General features: G+C 63.1%; 13 protein-coding genes and 1 tRNA gene. 8 read left to right on the top strand and 6 right to left on the bottom strand.

Annotated elements, in window-relative coordinates; all coding sequences use genetic code 11:
- Nucleotides 1–82: 82 nt before the first annotated feature.
- The 3 genes from folE to NUH86_RS07395 all read left to right on the top strand — a co-directional run bounded on the left by folE (nt 83) and on the right by NUH86_RS07395 (nt 2,397).
- Nucleotides 83–691 carry a GTP cyclohydrolase I FolE gene (gene folE, locus NUH86_RS07405; protein ID WP_267251828.1) on the top strand — a complete coding sequence of 203 codons (609 nt, stop codon included), beginning with the start codon at nt 83–85 and terminating at the stop codon, nt 689–691.
- On the top strand, nt 688–1,530 hold the full coding sequence (locus NUH86_RS07400) for an SDR family oxidoreductase (RefSeq protein ID WP_267251827.1): 843 nt from the start codon (nt 688–690) through the stop codon (nt 1,528–1,530). The genes folE and NUH86_RS07400 overlap by 4 nt, the downstream gene beginning before the upstream one ends.
- A 90-nt stretch (nt 1,531–1,620) precedes the next feature.
- Entirely contained in the window at nt 1,621–2,397 is a 777-nt protein-coding gene (locus NUH86_RS07395) for an enoyl-CoA hydratase-related protein (protein ID WP_267251826.1), read from the top strand.
- A gap of 172 nt (nt 2,398–2,569) precedes the next feature.
- On the opposite strand, the gene NUH86_RS07390 is transcribed toward NUH86_RS07395, so the two are convergent.
- Complete coding sequence (locus NUH86_RS07390; RefSeq protein ID WP_267251825.1) at nt 2,570–3,931, bottom strand: exopolysaccharide biosynthesis polyprenyl glycosylphosphotransferase; 1,362 nt, start codon at nt 3,929–3,931, stop codon at nt 2,570–2,572.
- Nucleotides 3,932–4,481: 550 nt separating this feature from the next.
- Here NUH86_RS07390 and NUH86_RS07385 point away from each other — a divergent pair.
- From NUH86_RS07385 to NUH86_RS07375, 3 genes are all read left to right on the top strand, one after another.
- Nucleotides 4,482–5,384 (top strand): UTP--glucose-1-phosphate uridylyltransferase, encoded by a 903-nt coding sequence (locus tag NUH86_RS07385; protein ID WP_267251824.1) that lies wholly within the window; start codon nt 4,482–4,484, stop codon nt 5,382–5,384.
- A 102-nt stretch (nt 5,385–5,486) separates the two neighbouring features.
- Complete coding sequence (locus NUH86_RS07380) at nt 5,487–5,882, top strand: glucuronosyltransferase (protein WP_267251823.1); 396 nt, start codon at nt 5,487–5,489, stop codon at nt 5,880–5,882.
- Nucleotides 5,828–6,352, top strand: coding sequence for a glycosyltransferase (locus NUH86_RS07375; RefSeq protein WP_323749007.1), 525 nt, complete (start codon nt 5,828–5,830; stop codon nt 6,350–6,352). The genes NUH86_RS07380 and NUH86_RS07375 overlap by 55 nt, the downstream gene beginning before the upstream one ends.
- A gap of 117 nt (nt 6,353–6,469) precedes the next feature.
- On the opposite strand, the gene NUH86_RS07370 is transcribed toward NUH86_RS07375, so the two are convergent.
- From NUH86_RS07370 to moaA, 3 genes are all read right to left on the bottom strand, one after another.
- Nucleotides 6,470–6,544: transfer RNA gene (locus tag NUH86_RS07370), tRNA-Asn, on the bottom strand.
- 78 nt (nt 6,545–6,622) lie between these two features.
- Nucleotides 6,623–7,399 (bottom strand): NAD kinase, encoded by a 777-nt coding sequence (locus NUH86_RS07365; RefSeq protein ID WP_267251822.1) that lies wholly within the window; start codon nt 7,397–7,399, stop codon nt 6,623–6,625.
- A complete protein-coding gene (gene moaA / locus NUH86_RS07360) occupies nt 7,396–8,421 on the bottom strand; it encodes a GTP 3',8-cyclase MoaA (protein WP_267251821.1) in 1,026 nt (341 codons plus the stop codon). The genes NUH86_RS07365 and moaA overlap by 4 nt, the downstream gene beginning before the upstream one ends.
- Before the next feature lie 95 nt (nt 8,422–8,516).
- Here moaA and NUH86_RS07355 point away from each other — a divergent pair, with 95 nt between their 5' ends.
- Nucleotides 8,517–10,553 (top strand): putative bifunctional diguanylate cyclase/phosphodiesterase, encoded by a 2,037-nt coding sequence (locus tag NUH86_RS07355; protein ID WP_416365348.1) that lies wholly within the window; start codon nt 8,517–8,519, stop codon nt 10,551–10,553.
- Between the two features lie 42 nt (nt 10,554–10,595).
- Here NUH86_RS07355 and mfd read toward each other — a convergent pair whose 3' ends face one another.
- Together mfd and NUH86_RS07345 are read right to left on the bottom strand one after the other, a co-directional pair.
- Nucleotides 10,596–14,057 carry a transcription-repair coupling factor gene (mfd, locus tag NUH86_RS07350; protein WP_267251819.1) on the bottom strand — a complete coding sequence of 1,154 codons (3,462 nt, stop codon included), beginning with the start codon at nt 14,055–14,057 and terminating at the stop codon, nt 10,596–10,598.
- Between the two features lie 98 nt (nt 14,058–14,155).
- Nucleotides 14,156–14,425, bottom strand: coding sequence for a succinate dehydrogenase assembly factor 2 (locus tag NUH86_RS07345; RefSeq protein WP_267251818.1), 270 nt, complete (start codon nt 14,423–14,425; stop codon nt 14,156–14,158).
- 144 nt (nt 14,426–14,569) lie between these two features.
- Here NUH86_RS07345 and recG point away from each other — a divergent pair, with 144 nt between their 5' ends.
- The gene (recG, locus tag NUH86_RS07340) at nt 14,570–16,633 is read left to right on the top strand and encodes an ATP-dependent DNA helicase RecG (RefSeq protein WP_267251817.1); all 2,064 of its coding nucleotides are present in this window, start codon (nt 14,570–14,572) and stop codon (nt 16,631–16,633) included.
- Nucleotides 16,634–16,715 lie beyond the last annotated feature (82 nt).

The raw sequence follows: 16,715 nt of genomic DNA, 5'->3' as shown, positions 1-16,715 counted from the left end.
CGTGTCCAGCAGGGCGAAGGGGCTGGCGTTCCCGCGAATCAGTCGCCATATGCGCCAAAGCAACAGAGGAGTGGTGCCGTCTATGGAATATGATCCCGATGCCGAGGCTGCGGGCGAGTCCGTCAAGATTCCGGTTCCGCAGGACGTCGCCGATGCCATCCGCACGCTGATCCGCTGGTCCGGCGACGATCCGAAGCGGGAAGGGCTGGTGGAAACGCCCGAACGTGTGGCGCGCGCGTGGAAGGAATATTGCCGCGGCTATGGCGACGATCCGGCCTATCACCTCTCGCGCATCTTCCATGAGGTCGGCGGCTATGACGACATCGTGCTGCTGAAGGACATCCCCTTCCAGTCGCATTGCGAACATCATATGGCGCCCATCGTCGGCGTCGCCCATATCGCCTATCTGCCCGGCCCCTATGTCGTCGGCATATCGAAGCTGGCGCGCGTGCTGCACGCCTTCGCCCATCGCCTTCAGGTGCAGGAGCGGCTGACCTCCGAAGTCGCCAATTGCATCTGGGAACATCTGAAGCCCGAAGGCGTGGCGGTGGTGATCGAAGCGACCCATGGCTGCATGACGGGGCGGGGGGTGCGGACTCCCAATGTCGTCATGAAGACCAGCCGCATGCTCGGCGTCTTCCGCGACGATGTGAAGAGCCGCGAAGAAGTGCTGAAGCTGATCGGCGCGTGAGCGAAGAGGAAGCCCCCGCCTATCGGCCCCTGGGGGGCGCGACGAAGCGCGCGGAGCAGGGCGGCGCGCGGCCCCTGGCGCAAAAGCGGCTCGCGCTGGTGACCGGCGGTCATCGGCGGCTGGGCGGCATCATCGCCGCCGCCTTCGCGCGGGCGGGCTATTCGCTGGCGATCCATGGCAGCCACGATACCCGGCTCGATTCCCCTCTGGCGCTGACGCTGGAGGAGAATGCGACCGAATGGGACGGCTTCACTGTCGATTTCACCGATCCGGAAAGCGCGGAGGAACTGGTGGCCCTGGTTGCCGAGCGTTTCGGCCGCCCGCCCGATGTCCTCGTCAACAGCGCCGCGATCTTTGGGCAGGACCGGCTGGACAGCGTCAGCGCCGATGATCTGATGCGGCATTATGCGGTCAATTGCGCTGCCCCCACCTTGCTTACAAAGGCCTTCGCCACCATCCCCGCGGGCACGGGGGACCGGTGCATCGTCAATATCCTCGACCAGCGGATCGACCATCCGCATGGCGATCAACTGGCCTATACGCTGTCGAAAATGGCGCTGGCGGGGCTGACGCGGCTGTCCGCATCGACATTGGCGCCGCAGGTTCGGGTCAATGCCGTCGCGCCCGGCCTCACCATCGCGACGCCCGACTATGATGCGGCTCAGATGGACCGCCTGTCAGCGATGATGCCGCTGGAGCGCCTGCCGCAGGCGGAGCAGATTGCCGAGGCCGTCCTGTATCTGGCGGGCGCGAGCGCCGTGACCGGCCAGACGCTCTATATCGACGGCGGGGCGCATTTGCGCAGCTATGACCGGGATTTCATGCATCTGTGCCGATAGCGGCTGCGAAGATGCGGCTTGGCAGGGCTGGTCAAGGGCCGTCGCGCTGCATAGAGCGGATCGCAAATGGTCGAATGAATGGAGACGGCGATGGCTTATGAAACGATCCTGGTGGAACAGCGCGACGCGGTGACGCTGGTCACGCTCAACCGTCCTCAGGCGCTGAACGCGCTGAACGGCCAGGTGCTCAAGGATTTGAGCGCCGCCTTCGCCGCCTATGACGCCGATCCGTCGCAGCGCTGCCTTGTTCTGACCGGCAGCGAAAAGGCCTTTGCCGCTGGCGCCGACATCAAGGAAATGGTGGAAAAGGACGCGGCGGATTTCTTCCTGGAGGATTTCTTCTCGGGTTGGCAGAGCAAGGTCGTCGCCACCCGCAAGCCCTGGATCGCGGCGGTCGCCGGTTTCGCCCTGGGCGGCGGGTGCGAACTGGCGATGATGGCGGACTTCATCCTGGCGGCCGACACCGCGAAGTTCGGTCAGCCCGAAATCAAGCTGGGCGTGGCGCCGGGCATGGGCGGATCGCAGCGCCTGACCCGCGCCGTCGGCAAGGCGAAGGCGATGGAAATGTGCCTGACCGGCCGGATGATGGGCGCGGAGGAAGCGGAAAGCGGCGGCCTGGTCGCGCGGGTCGTTCCGGCGGCTGATCTGCTGGAGGACGCGCTCAAGACCGCGGCGACCATCGCTGGGATGCCGCCCATGGCCGCCATGGTGAACAAGGAAATGGTCAATCTGGCGTTCGAGACCGGGCTGGCTCAGGGCATATTGACCGAGCGCCGCCTGTTCCAGATCCTGACCGCGACCGAGGACAAGAAGGAAGGCATGGAAGCCTTCGTCGAGAAGCGTCCGGGAGTTTGGAAGGGGCGCTGAGACTTTTCCGGGGACCGGAAAGGGCCAATCCAGGACATTCCTTCTCCCTCAAGGGAGAGGGATTTGGAATGTCCGCTCTCCACCCAAATCAGCCAACCCGGAATTTATCCCACTTCCCCTGTCTTCGACGTTTACCCTTCGGCAGGGTTGCACGCTTTCCCTGGTTCATCTTTCAATAGGCGTTTTTGTGCATGACTACGCCGAATGTCGCCAGCAATATTCGCAGGTCATTCACGATGGACCAGTTGCGGACATATTCCAGATCATAACGCAACCTCTCGATCAGGTCATGCCTGGTATCGGTGGCGCCGCGATAGCCGCGTATCTGGGCGAGACCCGTAATTCCCGGCTTGGCCGAGTGGCGAAGCCAGTATCGGACATCAATGTGCCAGAACAGATCGTCCCCGGCCCTTGAACCCAGCGCATGAGGTCTGGGTCCGACAAGCGACATGTCGCCCCGAAGCACATTGAAGATTTGCGGAAGTTCGTCGATCGACGATGCGCGAATGAACCGCCCGACACGGGTAATCCGATGATCGTCCCGCGACGCGGATGTGGCGCCGGACGCATCGGCCAGTTCGTGGCGCATGCTTCGGAATTTGAAGACATGGAACAGGCGGTTGCCACGTCCCATCCGGATCTGCTTGAACAGGACAGGGCCGGGACTGTCGCATTTGATCGCGATGGCGACCAGGATCAGCAGCGGAGTGACCAGGATCAGGATGGCGACCGCGATCAGAATATCGAAACTCCGCTTGATCGCGCGGCTCCTCAAGTCCATCGGGCCGGTGGAGACCCTGATCGATGCGGCGTCGAACGCCAACCGCGCATGGTCCGATATCACCGGCCGCAATTCGGGAATCAGCAGATAGCCAATGCAGCCGATGGCCTGGAGATAGAGGGACCAATGCTCGCGGTCCTCCACCCGGCAATCGACCAGTATCCGGTCATAATCCCGCACGATCGAACTGAATGTATGCAGGGCGACCGGGTCATGAATGTCCAGCTTCAGCCCCAATTCATGGGTATCGACGACATCATATCCCGATACCGCGCGTGCGGAGACATTATCGAGGATCAGCAGTTTCTTGAGAAACATTTCGGGAATGGCGCGATTGACGAAAAGAGCTATCGGAATGCGGACGAGCATCAGAAGAGCCAGCGAGAGCAGGCATCCCGATGAAAAGATGAATCGCGAATCCGGATCCGTATCCTTCGAAAAGAAGGCAAGCAGCGTGATCGCCACGGCCCATGCCAGCGCCCCGCACGCGCGCCGAGCGGACAATCTGTAGGATTGCATCGCATCCAGCGTGTAGAGTCGCCCGTAAAAGGCGACGACGATGAAGGCGGGCACCAGCACCGTGATCCAGTCGATATTCCGTCCGCTGGACAAATGGCCGACCCGCGCCAGGCTGGAGGTTAAGAAGGAAAAGAGCAGGATAAAGACGTCTGTCATCATTTGCGCGGCATAGACGGTGACGCGAATCTGCCTGCTGCTCAGCTTCCTTCTGGTAACTGCACTACGGAGATTCATGTCAATTTGCACCGTTAACGCCCCCGCGTTCCGACTATAAAGCCGTTTGATTTCTGTATCTTGTCTAAATAACAGAGGCCCCCATGCCTTTTTGAAACCAGAAGTTGGATTCATCTATCTTTAGGCATATACCGTACGTGCTAACATCAAATTATGCTGCTCTGCAATATCTTGATAGCTTAATCCGAACGCATAATAGATGTGTCAATTCAGGACTGTCCATTGCCGTCAAACTAATGACGGATCGCTCATCACTCTTTCCACACCAGTCGAGAGAAGCGCTTCCCTGCAATTTCCGGCTATAATTCACGCGAATTGTACCAAAAACGCTCTTCCCGATCGGGCAAGCCGAAAGATTTTTTTGGGAAGGCGGGGGCAGCCATGTCATGCCAAAGTGAACGGGTGATGGGCGATCCCAATTCGGCACAGAGAGAAATTGTCATTTTTAATCTATGCGGTATTTCTTGTTGCCAGGAATTGCTATTTGATTAAATCAATCGCAACTTTTCGGGCGGGCACGTTGCATCGATTGTCGCCATGCGGGGGGTATATGCGACCGATTAAGAAAGCCGTTTTTCCTGTAGCCGGACTGGGAACGCGATTTCTGCCGGCGACGAAGGTCGTGCCGAAGGAATTGCTCGCGATTATTGATCGTCCCCTGCTCCAATATGCGGTGGATGAAGCGATAGAGGCCGGGATCGAACAGTTCATCTTCGTGACGGGGCGGGGCAAGGGCGCCATCGAGGATTATTTCGACATGGCGTTCGAACTGGAAATGACGCAAATCGGCCGGGGGAAGGATATTTCGGCGCTGCACGGCACCCGCATGCTGCCCGGCCAGGCCGTCTTCCTCCGCCAGCAGGAGCCGCTGGGCCTGGGCCATGCGATCTGGTGCGCGCGGCACATCGTCGGCGATGAACCCTTTGCCGTCCTCCTTCCCGATGAGTTCATGTATGGCAGCCCCGGATGCCTGGCGCAGATGGTGGAGGCTTATGGCAGGCTGGGCGGCAACCTGCTGTGCACGCTTGAAATACCCATCGACCAGACGTCCAGCTATGGCGTGGTCGATCCTGGGGAACGTCGGGGCGCGCTGGTCGAAATAAAGGGCCTGGTGGAAAAGCCCGCGCCGGGCACGGCACCGTCCAATCTGATCCTGCCGGGGCGCTATATTCTCCAGCCGGAAATCATGCAGGTGCTGGGGCGGCAGGAAAAGGGTGCGGGCGGCGAAATCCAGCTCACCGACGCGATGGCCGCGCTGATCGGCCATCAGCCTTTCAACGGCCTCGCCTTTTCCGGACAGCGGTTCGATTGCGGGTCGAAGGCGGGTTTTGTAGAGGCCAACCTGGCCCTGGCGCTGGATCGCGAAGATATAGGCGAACATATACTTTCTTTTGCGGCTGATTTGATTGCCTCTATTCAGGAAAGGCAACGCTCGTCCCGCAATGTAAGCTAAAAAGATATTGATTTTATTATTATTTCTTCAAGATGATCGGGGGGTCATTTCATGGTTCGCGTCTTGGCTGTGTCCTCCGGCGGAGGGCATTGGGAAGAACTCATGCTTCTCAGGGATTCATTCGATAATGCGACGACTCATTTCGCGACGACATTCGCGGATTTGCCATCCCGCGCGGGAATAGTGGAGGCGACGATCCTGCCCGACTGCAACCGGAATTCGAAATGGGCCTCGCTCAGTTGCATATGGAAGGCGTTCAACCTCGTCCGCCTGCAACGGCCGGATGTCGTGATTTCCACGGGGGCGGCGCCGGGATTTTTCTGCATTGTCGCAGGCAAATTATTCGGGGCGAAGACATTGTGGATCGAAAGTTTCGCCAATGCGGAAAGCTTGTCGATGTGCGGGAAACTGGCCGCCAGGATTGCTGACCGCACGATCGTTCAATGGGAACATCTTGCAAGACCAAAAGGGCCGCACTTCGCCGGAGCGCTCCTGTGATCCTGGTCACAGTGGGGACTCAACTGCCTTTTGATCGCCTCATCCAGGCCATGGACGCTTTGGCGCCTTCTCTGGGGGAACCCGTTTTTGCGCAAGTGGGAAGGGGTGAATTCCGGCCCTTGAACATGGAATGGCAGGCGACGTTGGACGCTTCCGAGTTCGACCGGCTGTTGAAGGAGGCCAGCGTCATCGTCTCCCATGCCGGCACCGGGACGATCCTGCTGGCGCAAGGCATGCGAAAGCCGCTGGTCATCATGGCGCGCCGCTCTGCATTGGGAGAGCATCGCAACGATCACCAGGTCGCAACCGCGAAACAGATGGCTGGACGGCCGGGCGTGCATGTGGCGGAAAGCAGCGACGACCTGGCTCTCGCCATATCGATTGCCGCCGGGGAGACAGTGGAAGCCGCCATTCCTTCGCAGCGTGAACGGCTCAAGGCCGCCATTCGCGAATTTGTCGGGTCGCGGTGACGAAATGCTTTCATAGGCGAATGGCTGCGGAATGGGGGATCCGTGTCGTTATCAACGTCTGGAGGAAAGCCTGAAGCGGAAACGGCGGCACATGGCGTTCGCGGTTTCGTGCCGAAATGGCTCCCCGAGTAGGATTCGAACCTACGGCCATTCGATTAACAGTCGAATGCTCTACCGCTGAGCTATCGGGGAGCGACCCGGCTTCCGCTGGGCAGGCCGCGCCTATAGCAGCGGCTTTCCGGCAATGGCAAGCGCCAAATGACGGAATTTTTACGCGATGAACTGCTCCGCCGCGATCCGGTCGTCCAGCGTATGTTCCGGGTCGAACAGCAGCGTCAGCGGCGTCGCCCGGTCGATCATCACTTCCACCTGCGCGATGTCGCGCACTTCGCGCTGGTCGGCCACGGCGCTGACGGGGCGCTTCACCGGATCGAGCACGGTGAACTGGATCGCGGTATTTTCCGGCAGGATCGCGCCGCGCCAGCGGCGGGGGCGGAAAGGGCTGATCGGCGTCAACGCCACCAGCGCCGATCCCAGCGGCAATATGGGGCCATGGGCCGAAAGATTATAGGCCGTCGATCCCGCAGGAGTTGCCACCAGCACTCCATCGCACACCAGTTCGGGCAGGACGGTGCGGTCGTTGACCTTCACCTCCAGCTTGGCGGTCTGCCGCGTCTCGCGCAGCAGCGACACTTCATTGATGGCGGGGATGGAAAAGCGTTCTCCATCCACCGTATCGACGGTCATGCGCAACGGATTGACCTTGAACAGCTTGGCCGCCTCGATCCGCTGCTCCAGCCTTTCCAGCCGCCATTCGTTCATCAGGAAGCCGACCGTGCCCAGGTTCATGCCGAATATCGGCAAAATCCGCCGCCCTTCCAGCATGGCGTGCAGCGTCTGGAGCATGAAGCCGTCGCCGCCCAATGCGATGATCATGTCCGCCTGTTCGACCGGCACGAAGTCATAGGCGGCGCGCAGCCTTTCCTCCGCCGCCTTGGCGGCTGGACTGGGGGAGGCGACCAGGGCGCGCCGAACCTCGCCCGTCATCCGCCGGTTACGCTCATATGCCGCCGTACCGCCGGCTGGGCGCCCGCGCCAATGCGAAAATCATGGGCTGCCGGTTTCAGGCGGAGCGCCCGGTCGATCAACGGTTCCACAGCCGCCAGCCCGCCCTCGCGGAAGGCGGTTTTCAGGTCGACATGATCCTCATGCCCCAGGCACATGAATATCTTGCCCTCGCAAGTCATCCGCATGCGGTTGCAGTCGGCGCAGAAATTATTCGTGAGCGGCGTGATCAACCCCAGCCGCACGCCTAACCCCTCCACGGCATGATAGCGCGCAGGGCCGCCGGTGCGATGCGGGATCGGCGTCAGGGCATGATGCCGCCGGATGGAGTCTGAAACCTCCGTCAGCGGCAGATAATGATCTGTCCGGTCTTCCCCGGTTTCGCCCAGCGGCATCGTCTCGATCAGCGTCAGGTCAAAGCCCTGGGCGTCGCACCAATGCAGCATCGGCAGCATCTCATCGTCATTGACGCCCTTGAGCGCGACCATGTTGATCTTCACCGCCAGCCCGGCGGCGCGCGCTGCCTCCAGCCCTTCGAACACCAGCCGGATGTCGCCGTTGCGCGTCACATGGGCGAAGCGTTCCGGGTCGCGGCTGTCCAGGCTGACATTGATCCGCCGCACGCCCGCATCGGCCAGCGCCTGCGCATGCTGCGCCAGCCTTGTGCCGTTGGTGGTGAGCGTCAGTTCGTCCAGCCCCTCGCCCAGATGCCGCCCGATGCGGTGGACAAGGTCGACAATGTCCCGCCGCACCAGCGGCTCCCCGCCGGTCAGCCTGATCCGGCGCACGCCCCGCGCAATGAAGAGGTCGGCCAGCAGCGCGATCTCCTCCAGAGTCAGGACCTGATCCTTCGGCAGGAAAGTCATCCGCTCCGCCATGCAATAGCGGCAGCGCAGGTCGCAACGATCCGTCACCGAAATCCGCAAATAGCTGATCCGGCGGCCGAGTGCGTCGGTCAACACGCCGCGCCCCGGATCGACCATGCCCTTATCGACCGTCTCCATGGCTCCTTAGCTAGGGGATGGACTTGGCCCGCGCAAGCGTCACCGGTTGCGACAATGTAAACAGGTCGCTAACCGATAAGGGTTAAAGGGGAACGATGGGCCGTCCCGAGGAGCATCATGTGAGCGGTGAAACCGCACTGGACGGACAGCGCAGCCTTTTCATCCTGTCTCCGGGTGACCGCGACGGCTTGTCTTTGCAGGCGCGGACGGCCGGTTGGCGCGTCATGGCCGCGCGCAGGGCCACCGATGCCGCGCAACGTTTTCTCCACAGCGATGCCCAGATCGCGCTGGTCGACATGCGCGGCGTGCGCGACGGCGACGTCGGGCTGATCGCATCGCTTGTCCCGGCGGTCGATGCGGGCGGCGGCGCGCTGGTCGTGCTGGTCGATGCGCAGGGCATCGCCGCCGTGCCCGGCCTGCTGGAGGCGGGGGCCACGCATTTCCTCACCGCTCCCTTCACGCCCGCCGACCTGCGCGCCACGCTCGCCTCGGCCCAGCGGCTGGTCGACCGGCTGGTTGGCGGCGCCACGCACAGCCGGCGCGCCCAGCGCATAAGACGCGGCGATGCGCTGTTTTGGGAAAGGGAGGGGGATTGCATCCGCCTCAGCGAAAATCTCGCCCGCCATCTCGGCCTGGAAGGGCGGACCATCGCTCCGGCGGGTTTCGTCCGCCGCCTGCCGCGCTCGGAGCGCCGCTCAGTGATCGCGGCCTTGCGCGGCATGATGCGGTCGGGCCGCCCGGAAGCCTTCGCCCATGCCGCGCCCGGCCGCCCCGGCGACCGGCTGGTCCATCATCTGCGCGTGATCGACGGCGTGGTCGCGGCGGATGTGGAGTGGCTTTCCGACGCCCATGGCCCTGATGAGACGGGCCGCGACGATTTGACCGGCCTGCGATCCCGCCCTGCGGCGCTCGACTGGCTCGAACGGCGCAAGGGGCTGGCGACCACGGTGCTGCTGCTCTCGATCAGCCAGTTCGACCGGATGAACGCGGCCTATGGCCAGGTGGTGGGTGACGCGCTGCTGGGCCGAATCGCCCGCCGGATCGAGCGCATGACCGTGGACATGGCCGCCGAAGCCATGGTCGCGCGCATCGCCGGGACGGAATTCCTGATCGGCCTGACCGGGGAAGCCGCCACCGCCGAGAAGGCGACCTTCCTCGCCCGCCAGCTTATCGGCGCCATTGGCCGCCCCTTCAGCGCGGGCGATCATCTCATCCGCCTGACCGCCCGCTGCGGCATCGCCCAGTCGCGGGCGGACGACGACGCGACCCGCCTCATCCGCCGCGCGGGCACCGCCCTGGCCGACGCCAGGGTCGGGGGAGGGGAGGGCATTCGCATCTTCTCCTCGGAAAAGCGCAGCCGTCAGGTCGACGCCGATCAGTTGGAAACCGACCTGCGCCTCGCCCTTCATCGCGGCGAGATCGCCATATTGTTCCAGCCGCAATATCCGGTCGACGGCGAACAAATGATCGGGGTAGAGGCGCTGGCCCGCTGGAACCACCCGCAATATGGCGCGCTCGGCGCGGGGATGCTGTTCGCCACGGCGGAGCGGTCCGACTATATGCTCCCGCTGTCGGCGCATATTCAGGCGGAGGCGCTGCGGCAGGCCGCCGCATGGCCCCGCGCGCTGTCCCATCTGCGCCTGTCCATTAACGTCACGGCGGAGGATATCGCCCAGCCCGGCTTCATGCCGCAATTCCTGAATTTGGTGGACACCAGCGGCTTTCCCCGATCGCGCCTGACGGTGGAGATCACCGAAAGCGGCCTGATCGAGGATGTCGACAGTGCGACCGCGCTGCTCACCGCCTTGCGCGCCGAAGGGCTGGCGGTCGCGGTGGACGATTTCGGCACCGGCTATTCCAGCCTGGCTTATCTGAAGAGCCTGCCGCTGGATTATCTCAAGATCGACAGCGGCCTGGCGCAGGACATCGCCGGCACCGCTCGCGACCGCATCATCGTGCGCGGCGTCATTCACATGGCGAAGTCGCTGGGCCTCAACGTGATAGCGGAAGGCGTGGAGACCGAGCAGCAACGCGATCTCCTGGCCCGCGAAGGCTGCGATTATTATCAGGGTTTCCTGCGCTCGGCGGGCGTCTCCTCCGCCGATCTGGTGGCGTTGGCGCTGAAGCCCTGAGCGATGCAGACCGTGCCTTCACAGGCGCGCGCCATGCCAATCCTACCCCGCCGCCTTCGCCAGCCCCTTCGACAATTGCAAGGCGCCGTTCAACCGCGCGCCCGGATCGGCCCAGGCCCTGTTCACCACGATCTTGCTGTCCGGCCGCAACCGCGCCACGCCGTTCAAGCGCTGGATATAGGCAACCAGATTTTCCGGCTTGGGGAAGCGATCCTCAAAGAAGCTGACCAGCGCCCCCTTCGGTCCTACATCGATCTTGGCGATATTGGCGGTGACGCAATTCTGCTTGATCTCGATGACCTTGAACAGGTTCTGCGTCGGCGCGGGCAATTTCCCGAACCGATCGATCAGTTCCGCCGCGAACGCCTCCAGCCCCTGCCTGTCCTCGACCTCGTTCAGGCGGCGATACAGGCCCATGCGCAAATCCAGATCCGGCACATAATCCTCCGGAATGAGGATCGGTGCGTCCACGGTGATCTGCGGCGAGAAGCTTTCCCGCTTTTCGATCCCGGCCCCGCCAGCCTTCGCCTCCAGGATCGCATCCTCCAGCATCGACTGATACAGTTCGAACCCGACCTCCTTGATATGCCCGGACTGCTCGTCGCCGACCAGATTGCCCGCTCCGCGAATATCCAGGTCATGCGACGCCAACTGGAACCCGGCCCCCAGCGTATCCAGGTCGGACAGCACCTTCAGCCGCTTCTCCGCCGTTTCGGTAATCACCCGGTTCGCGGGTGTGGTGAAATAGGCATAGGCCCGCGTCTTCGACCGCCCGACACGCCCGCGAAGCTGGTAAAGCTGCGCCAGCCCAAAGCGATCCGCCCGATGGATGATCAACGTATTGGCCGAGGGAATGTCGAGGCCGCTTTCGACGATGGTGGTGGAGAGCAGCACATCGTAACGCTTGTCGTAGAAGGCCGACATCCGCTCCTCGACCTCTCCCGCCGCCATCTGGCCATGGGCGACGATGGCCTTCACCTCCGGCACCTCGGTCCGCAGGAACTCCTCCACCTCGGTCAGGTCGGCGATGCGCGGCACCACGAAGAAGCTCTGCCCCCCGCGATAATGCTCGCGCAGCAAGGCCTCCCGGATCACCACCCCGTCCCAGGGCATGATGTAGGTCCGCACCGCCAGACGATCCACCGGTGGGGTCTGGATGACGGACAGTTCCCGCAGTCCGGACATCGCCATCTGCAAGGTCCGCGGGATCGGCGTCGCCGTCAGCGTCAACACGTGCACGTCGGTCTTCAGGCTCTTCAACCGCTCCTTGTGCGTCACGCCGAAACGCTGTTCCTCATCGACGATGACCAGCCCCAGGCGCTTGAACTCCAGTCCCTTGGCCAGCAGCGCATGGGTGCCCACCACGATATCGACGGTCCCGTCCGCCAGCCCGGCCTTGACAGCCTTAGCCTCCTTGTCCGGCACCAGCCGCGACAGGCGTCCGATATTCACCGGAAAGCCCCTGAACCGCTCCTCGAAATTCATATGATGCTGCCGGGCGAGCAGGGTGGTCGGGCAGATCACCACCACCTGCATCCCCGCCATCGCCGCCACGAAAGCGGCGCGCAAGGCCACTTCCGTCTTCCCAAAGCCCACATCGCCGCACACCAGCCGATCCATGGGCCGCCCGGCGCCCAGATCCTCGACCACGTCCATGATCGCGCGATCCTGATCCTCGGTTTCCTGATAGGGAAAACGGTCGACAAAGGCCGGATAGCCCGCGCTGTCCGGTTCGGCCACGGTCGCCGCGCGCAAGGCCCGCTCCGCCGCTGTCTTCAGCAGCTCGCCCGCAATTTCGCGGATACGCTCCTTCATCCGCGCCTTGCGCCGCTGCCACGCCTCGCCGCCCAGCCTGTCCAGGCTCACACCTTCGCTGTCGGAACCGTAGCGGGAGAGAACCTCCAGATTCTCCACCGGTACGTATAATTTGTCGCCGCCCGCATATTCCAGCGCCACGCAATCATGCGCCGCCTTGGCGACCGGAATCTGCGTCAGCCCCTCATAGCGCCCGATCCCATGGTCCATATGCACGACCAGATCGCCTGGCGAGAGCGTCGCCAGCTCTTGCAGGAAAGCGTCCGAACTTTTCTTCCGCTTGGCCCGCCGCACCAGCCGGTCGCCCAGCATGTCCTGCTCGGTCAGCACCGCCACGTCGGGCGCGGCAAAGCCATGGTCCAGCGGCAAGACGGTCAGCACCGCGCTGCCCCCGGCGGCGATCCCCAGCGCTTCCTGCCAGTTATCCGCCGCCGCGATCCGTTTCAGCCCATGATCGGCCAGCAATCCCGAAAGCCGCTCCCGCGCGCCCACGGAATAGCTGGCGATGACGACCTTCTTCTTCGCCCGCTGCAATGAAGCGATATGCTTGCCCACCGCCTCATAGACATTGGCGTTCTGCGCCCGCTCCGGTGCGAAATCGCGTGGCCCGTCGACGGCGAAGTCGATGATGGAGGCGCTTTCCGGCTCGTGAAAAGGGGTGGTCGCATGCATCGGCCATTCGCGCGCGACGCCGCCCCACTCCTCTGCGTCCAGGTAGAGCGCCTTGGGGTCCAAAGGCCGATAAGCCCCCGGATCGGAAGACTTTGCCTGCACCCGATTGGCATGATAGTCCCGGATCGCCTCGAACCGGGCCTCGGCCGCGCCCGCCACGCCATGATCCAGCACGACGATGGTGTCGTCGCCCAGATGCTCGGTCATCGGCACCAGCCGTTCCTCGAACAGCGGCAGCCAATGCTCCATCCCCGCCAGCCGCCGCCCGTCGCTCACCGCCTGATAGAGCGGATCGCCTGTCGCCGTGGCCCCGAAAGTTTCCCGATAGCGCCCCCGGAAACGCTTGATCGTCTCCTCATCCAGCAGCGCCTCGGACGCGGGCAGCAGGGTGAACCCATCGACACTCCCGCTGGTCCGCTGGTCGGCGGGATCGAACCGCCGAACCGTCTCGATCTCGTCCCCGAAGAAATCGAGCCGCAGAGGCTGTTCCTCGCCACCGGGGAAAAGGTCGACAATTCCCCCGCGAATGGCGAATTCGCCCCGGTCATGCACGGTGTCGGTCCGCACATAGCCATTGGCCTGCAACATCTCCGCCAGCCGCGAAATCGCGATCCGCTCCTTGGGCGCCAGATTCGCCACCAACTGCCGCACCCGGAACGGCGTCAAAGTTCGCTGCGTCAAGGCATTGATCGTGGTCAGGACAAGCTGCGGCCCCCTGGGTTTCCCCTGTAAGGCATGCAAACCAGCCAACCGCGCCGAAGCCGTCCGCAACGAAGGACTGGCCCGGTCATAGGGCAGGCAGTCCCAGGCGGGAATTTCGACGATCTCGATCTCCGGCGCGAAATAATGCGCCGTATCCGCCACTGCCCGCATAAGCTGCTCATCCGGCGCGACGAATAAGGCGCGTGACGGCGCAGCCCGTGCAATATCTGCCAGCAACCAGGGCTGAAACCCGGCAGGTACCGCGGAAAGCGTGATCGGGGCGGAGGCTTTGAGGATTTTCAGAAGATCGGTCATATTTTAGGTCGTCATTCCCATGCAGGCGGGAATTCATCTTCCAACCTCAGGTCTGAATGCTCCGTCAGGAGATGAATCGGATGACGGGGGGAGGGGGCTTATTTCTTCCCGATCTCCACAAAATCCATCTTCGCGAACCTGTTCCACATCGGCCCCCGCCATTCATCCGGCAGCGGCAGCGTCCCCAAGGCCCAGGCCATGATGTCGGCATCCTGCTCCTCGATAAACCGTTCGAACCAATCGAGTTCCTCCGCACCCCATTGCGCATGATAGCGGTCGAAAAAACCGCCCACGGCAAGGTCCGCTTCCTTGATGCCACGATGCCAGGCCCGGAATTGCAGGCGTCGGATGCGGGGGTCTTCGTTCACAATTTGTTCCTTTAGCGGGCATGCCGGAATGGCCGATCGGATGTTTGCGCATCGTCCCGGCTGGAGTTTTTTCGTTCGACGCATTTTCCAAGCCGCCAGACGTACCGTATGGCTCGAAAATGCTCTAGACACCGCCAGATAGCCATGCGACCCGATATCCTCAACCCACTCTTCACTGAAATCGAAGCGCTCAAGGGCGTAGGCCCCGCGCTGGCCAAACCTCTGGAACGCCTGGGGCTGGCCCGCGCCGTGGACGTGGCCTTCCATCTGCCGGTCAGCTTCATCGACCGCCGCATGGTCGAGGAACTGCTCCTGGGCGACTCAGGCCGCATCATCGGCATCCAGCTCACCCCCATCGACTATCGCGCTTCCGGCAGCGCGCGCGCGCCCTTCCGCGTCATCGCGCAGGACAGGCACGGCAACATCGTCGCGCTGGTCTATTTCGGCCGCAACAGCGCCTGGCCCCGCAAGCTGCTGCCGCTGGGCGAACCCAAATTCGTCTCCGGCAAGCTGGAGGCCTATGGCGACAATCTCCAGATCGTCCATCCCGACTATGTCCTCCCGCCGGAGGAAGCCGCGACGATTCCGGCGAGAGAGCCGGTCTATGGCCTTTCCGAAGGCCTGACCAACAATCGCATGCGCGACCTTGCCGCCCAGGTCCTGAGCCGCGCCCCGGACCTTCCGGAATGGATCGAACCCAGCCTGCTCGCCCGCAAGGGCTGGCCCGCATGGCGAGAGGCCCTGACCCGCATCCACGCCGATCCCAGCGACTCGCAGGCACGCGAACGCCTGGCCTATGACGAGATTTTCGCTGGCCAACTCGCGCTGATGCTGGTCCGACAGTCCTCCCGCAAGCGCAGGGGCATCCCCATCGCCGGAGACGGCCGTCTGCGCGCCATGCTCCAATTGCCCTTCGCCCCGACCGGGGCGCAACGCCGTGCTTTTGGAGAGATTGAGGGCGACATGGCCCAGCCTGTCCCCATGCTTCGCCTGCTGCAAGGGGATGTCGGCTCCGGCAAGACGCTGGTAGCGCTGATGGCCCTGCTCAACACGGTCGAGGCAGGCGCGCAGGGCGCTCTCCTGGCCCCCACCGAAATCCTCGCCCGCCAGCATTATGAGACGCTGCGCAAAATGGCTTCGGGCCTGCCCGTCACCATCGCTATCCTTACCGGCCGCGAAAAGGGCAAGAGCCGCGAATCCACCCTGATGGGCCTTGCGGATGGCAGCATCGACATCCTTGTCGGCACCCACGCCATCTTTCAGGACGCCGTGCGCTACAAGAATCTCGCTTTGGCGGTGATCGACGAACAGCATCGCTTCGGCGTGGCGCAACGCATGATGCTGACCTCGAAAGCAGAGCGCGCGCCGCATCTCCTGGTGATGACCGCCACGCCGATCCCGCGCACCCTGACGCTCACTTATTATGGCGAAATGGACGTCTCCCGCCTGGACGAGATGCCCCCCGGCCGCCAGCCGATCCAGACGGTGGTCATGTCGGCCAACCGCCTGGACGAAGTGGTGGAAGCGCTGGCCCGTCATGTCGAGACTGGCGGCCAGGCCTATTGGGTGTGTCCCCTGGTCGAGGAAAGCGAAACCAGCGATCAGGCCGCCGCCGAAGCCCGCGCCGAAATGCTGAAAATGCGCTTCGGGGAGTTGGTAGGCCTGGTCCACGGCCGCATGAAGGGGCCGGAAAAGGACGCCGCGATGGAAGCCTTCGCCTCCGCCCGCACGAAAATCCTGGTCGCCACGACCGTCATCGAAGTCGGCGTCGACGTGCCCAACAGCAACCTTATCATCATAGAAGGCGCCGACCGCTTCGGCCTGGCCCAGCTCCACCAGCTTAGAGGCCGTGTAGGCCGGGGCCAGAACCATTCGGTCTGCATCCTGCTGCGCGGCGGCGCGTTGAGCGAAACCAGTCGCGCCCGCCTGGCGCTCATGCGGGAAACCAATGACGGCTTCCGCATAGCCGAAGAAGACCTGCGGTTGAGGGGAGCCGGCGAAATTCTGGGCACCCGCCAGTCCGGCGAAGCGCAACTCAAGCTGGCCAGCCCCGAACATCTTTCGGCCTTGCTCGATTCAGCCAGAGACGATGCGCATCTCCTGATCGACCGGGACGGCGGCCTCACCGAAGCCAGAGGGGATGCGGCCCGAACCTGCCTCTACCTTTTCGAACGGGATGCGGCGGTTGGATTGCTTCGCAGCGGCTGAGAAATGGCCGGGTCTTGCGAATATGTTGAAGCGAGACAAGTGGGTCGGGTTCAGCCTGTGCCTCATCAGGCCGATAAAGCGA

It is taken from the genome of Sphingobium sp. JS3065 (assembly GCF_026427355.1).
GTDB lineage: Bacteria > Pseudomonadota > Alphaproteobacteria > Sphingomonadales > Sphingomonadaceae > Sphingobium.
This window is presented reverse-complemented; position numbering and strand designations above follow the sequence as displayed.

Coding starts and splice junctions, on each gene's coding strand:
- folE (WP_267251828.1), top strand. CDS start 83: ATGGAATATGATCCCGATGCCGAGGCTGCGGGCGAGTCCGTCAAGATT.
- NUH86_RS07395 (WP_267251826.1), top strand. CDS start 1,621: ATGGCTTATGAAACGATCCTGGTGGAACAGCGCGACGCGGTGACGCTG.
- NUH86_RS07390 (WP_267251825.1), bottom strand. CDS start 3,931: ATGAATCTCCGTAGTGCAGTTACCAGAAGGAAGCTGAGCAGCAGGCAG.
- NUH86_RS07385 (WP_267251824.1), top strand. CDS start 4,482: ATGCGACCGATTAAGAAAGCCGTTTTTCCTGTAGCCGGACTGGGAACG.
- NUH86_RS07380 (WP_267251823.1), top strand. CDS start 5,487: ATGCTTCTCAGGGATTCATTCGATAATGCGACGACTCATTTCGCGACG.
- NUH86_RS07375 (WP_323749007.1), top strand. CDS start 5,828: ATGGGAACATCTTGCAAGACCAAAAGGGCCGCACTTCGCCGGAGCGCT.
- NUH86_RS07365 (WP_267251822.1), bottom strand. CDS start 7,399: ATGACGGGCGAGGTTCGGCGCGCCCTGGTCGCCTCCCCCAGTCCAGCC.
- moaA (WP_267251821.1), bottom strand. CDS start 8,421: ATGGAGACGGTCGATAAGGGCATGGTCGATCCGGGGCGCGGCGTGTTG.
- NUH86_RS07355 (WP_416365348.1), top strand. CDS start 8,517: ATGGGCCGTCCCGAGGAGCATCATGTGAGCGGTGAAACCGCACTGGAC.
- mfd (WP_267251819.1), bottom strand. CDS start 14,057: ATGACCGATCTTCTGAAAATCCTCAAAGCCTCCGCCCCGATCACGCTT.
- recG (WP_267251817.1), top strand. CDS start 14,570: ATGCGACCCGATATCCTCAACCCACTCTTCACTGAAATCGAAGCGCTC.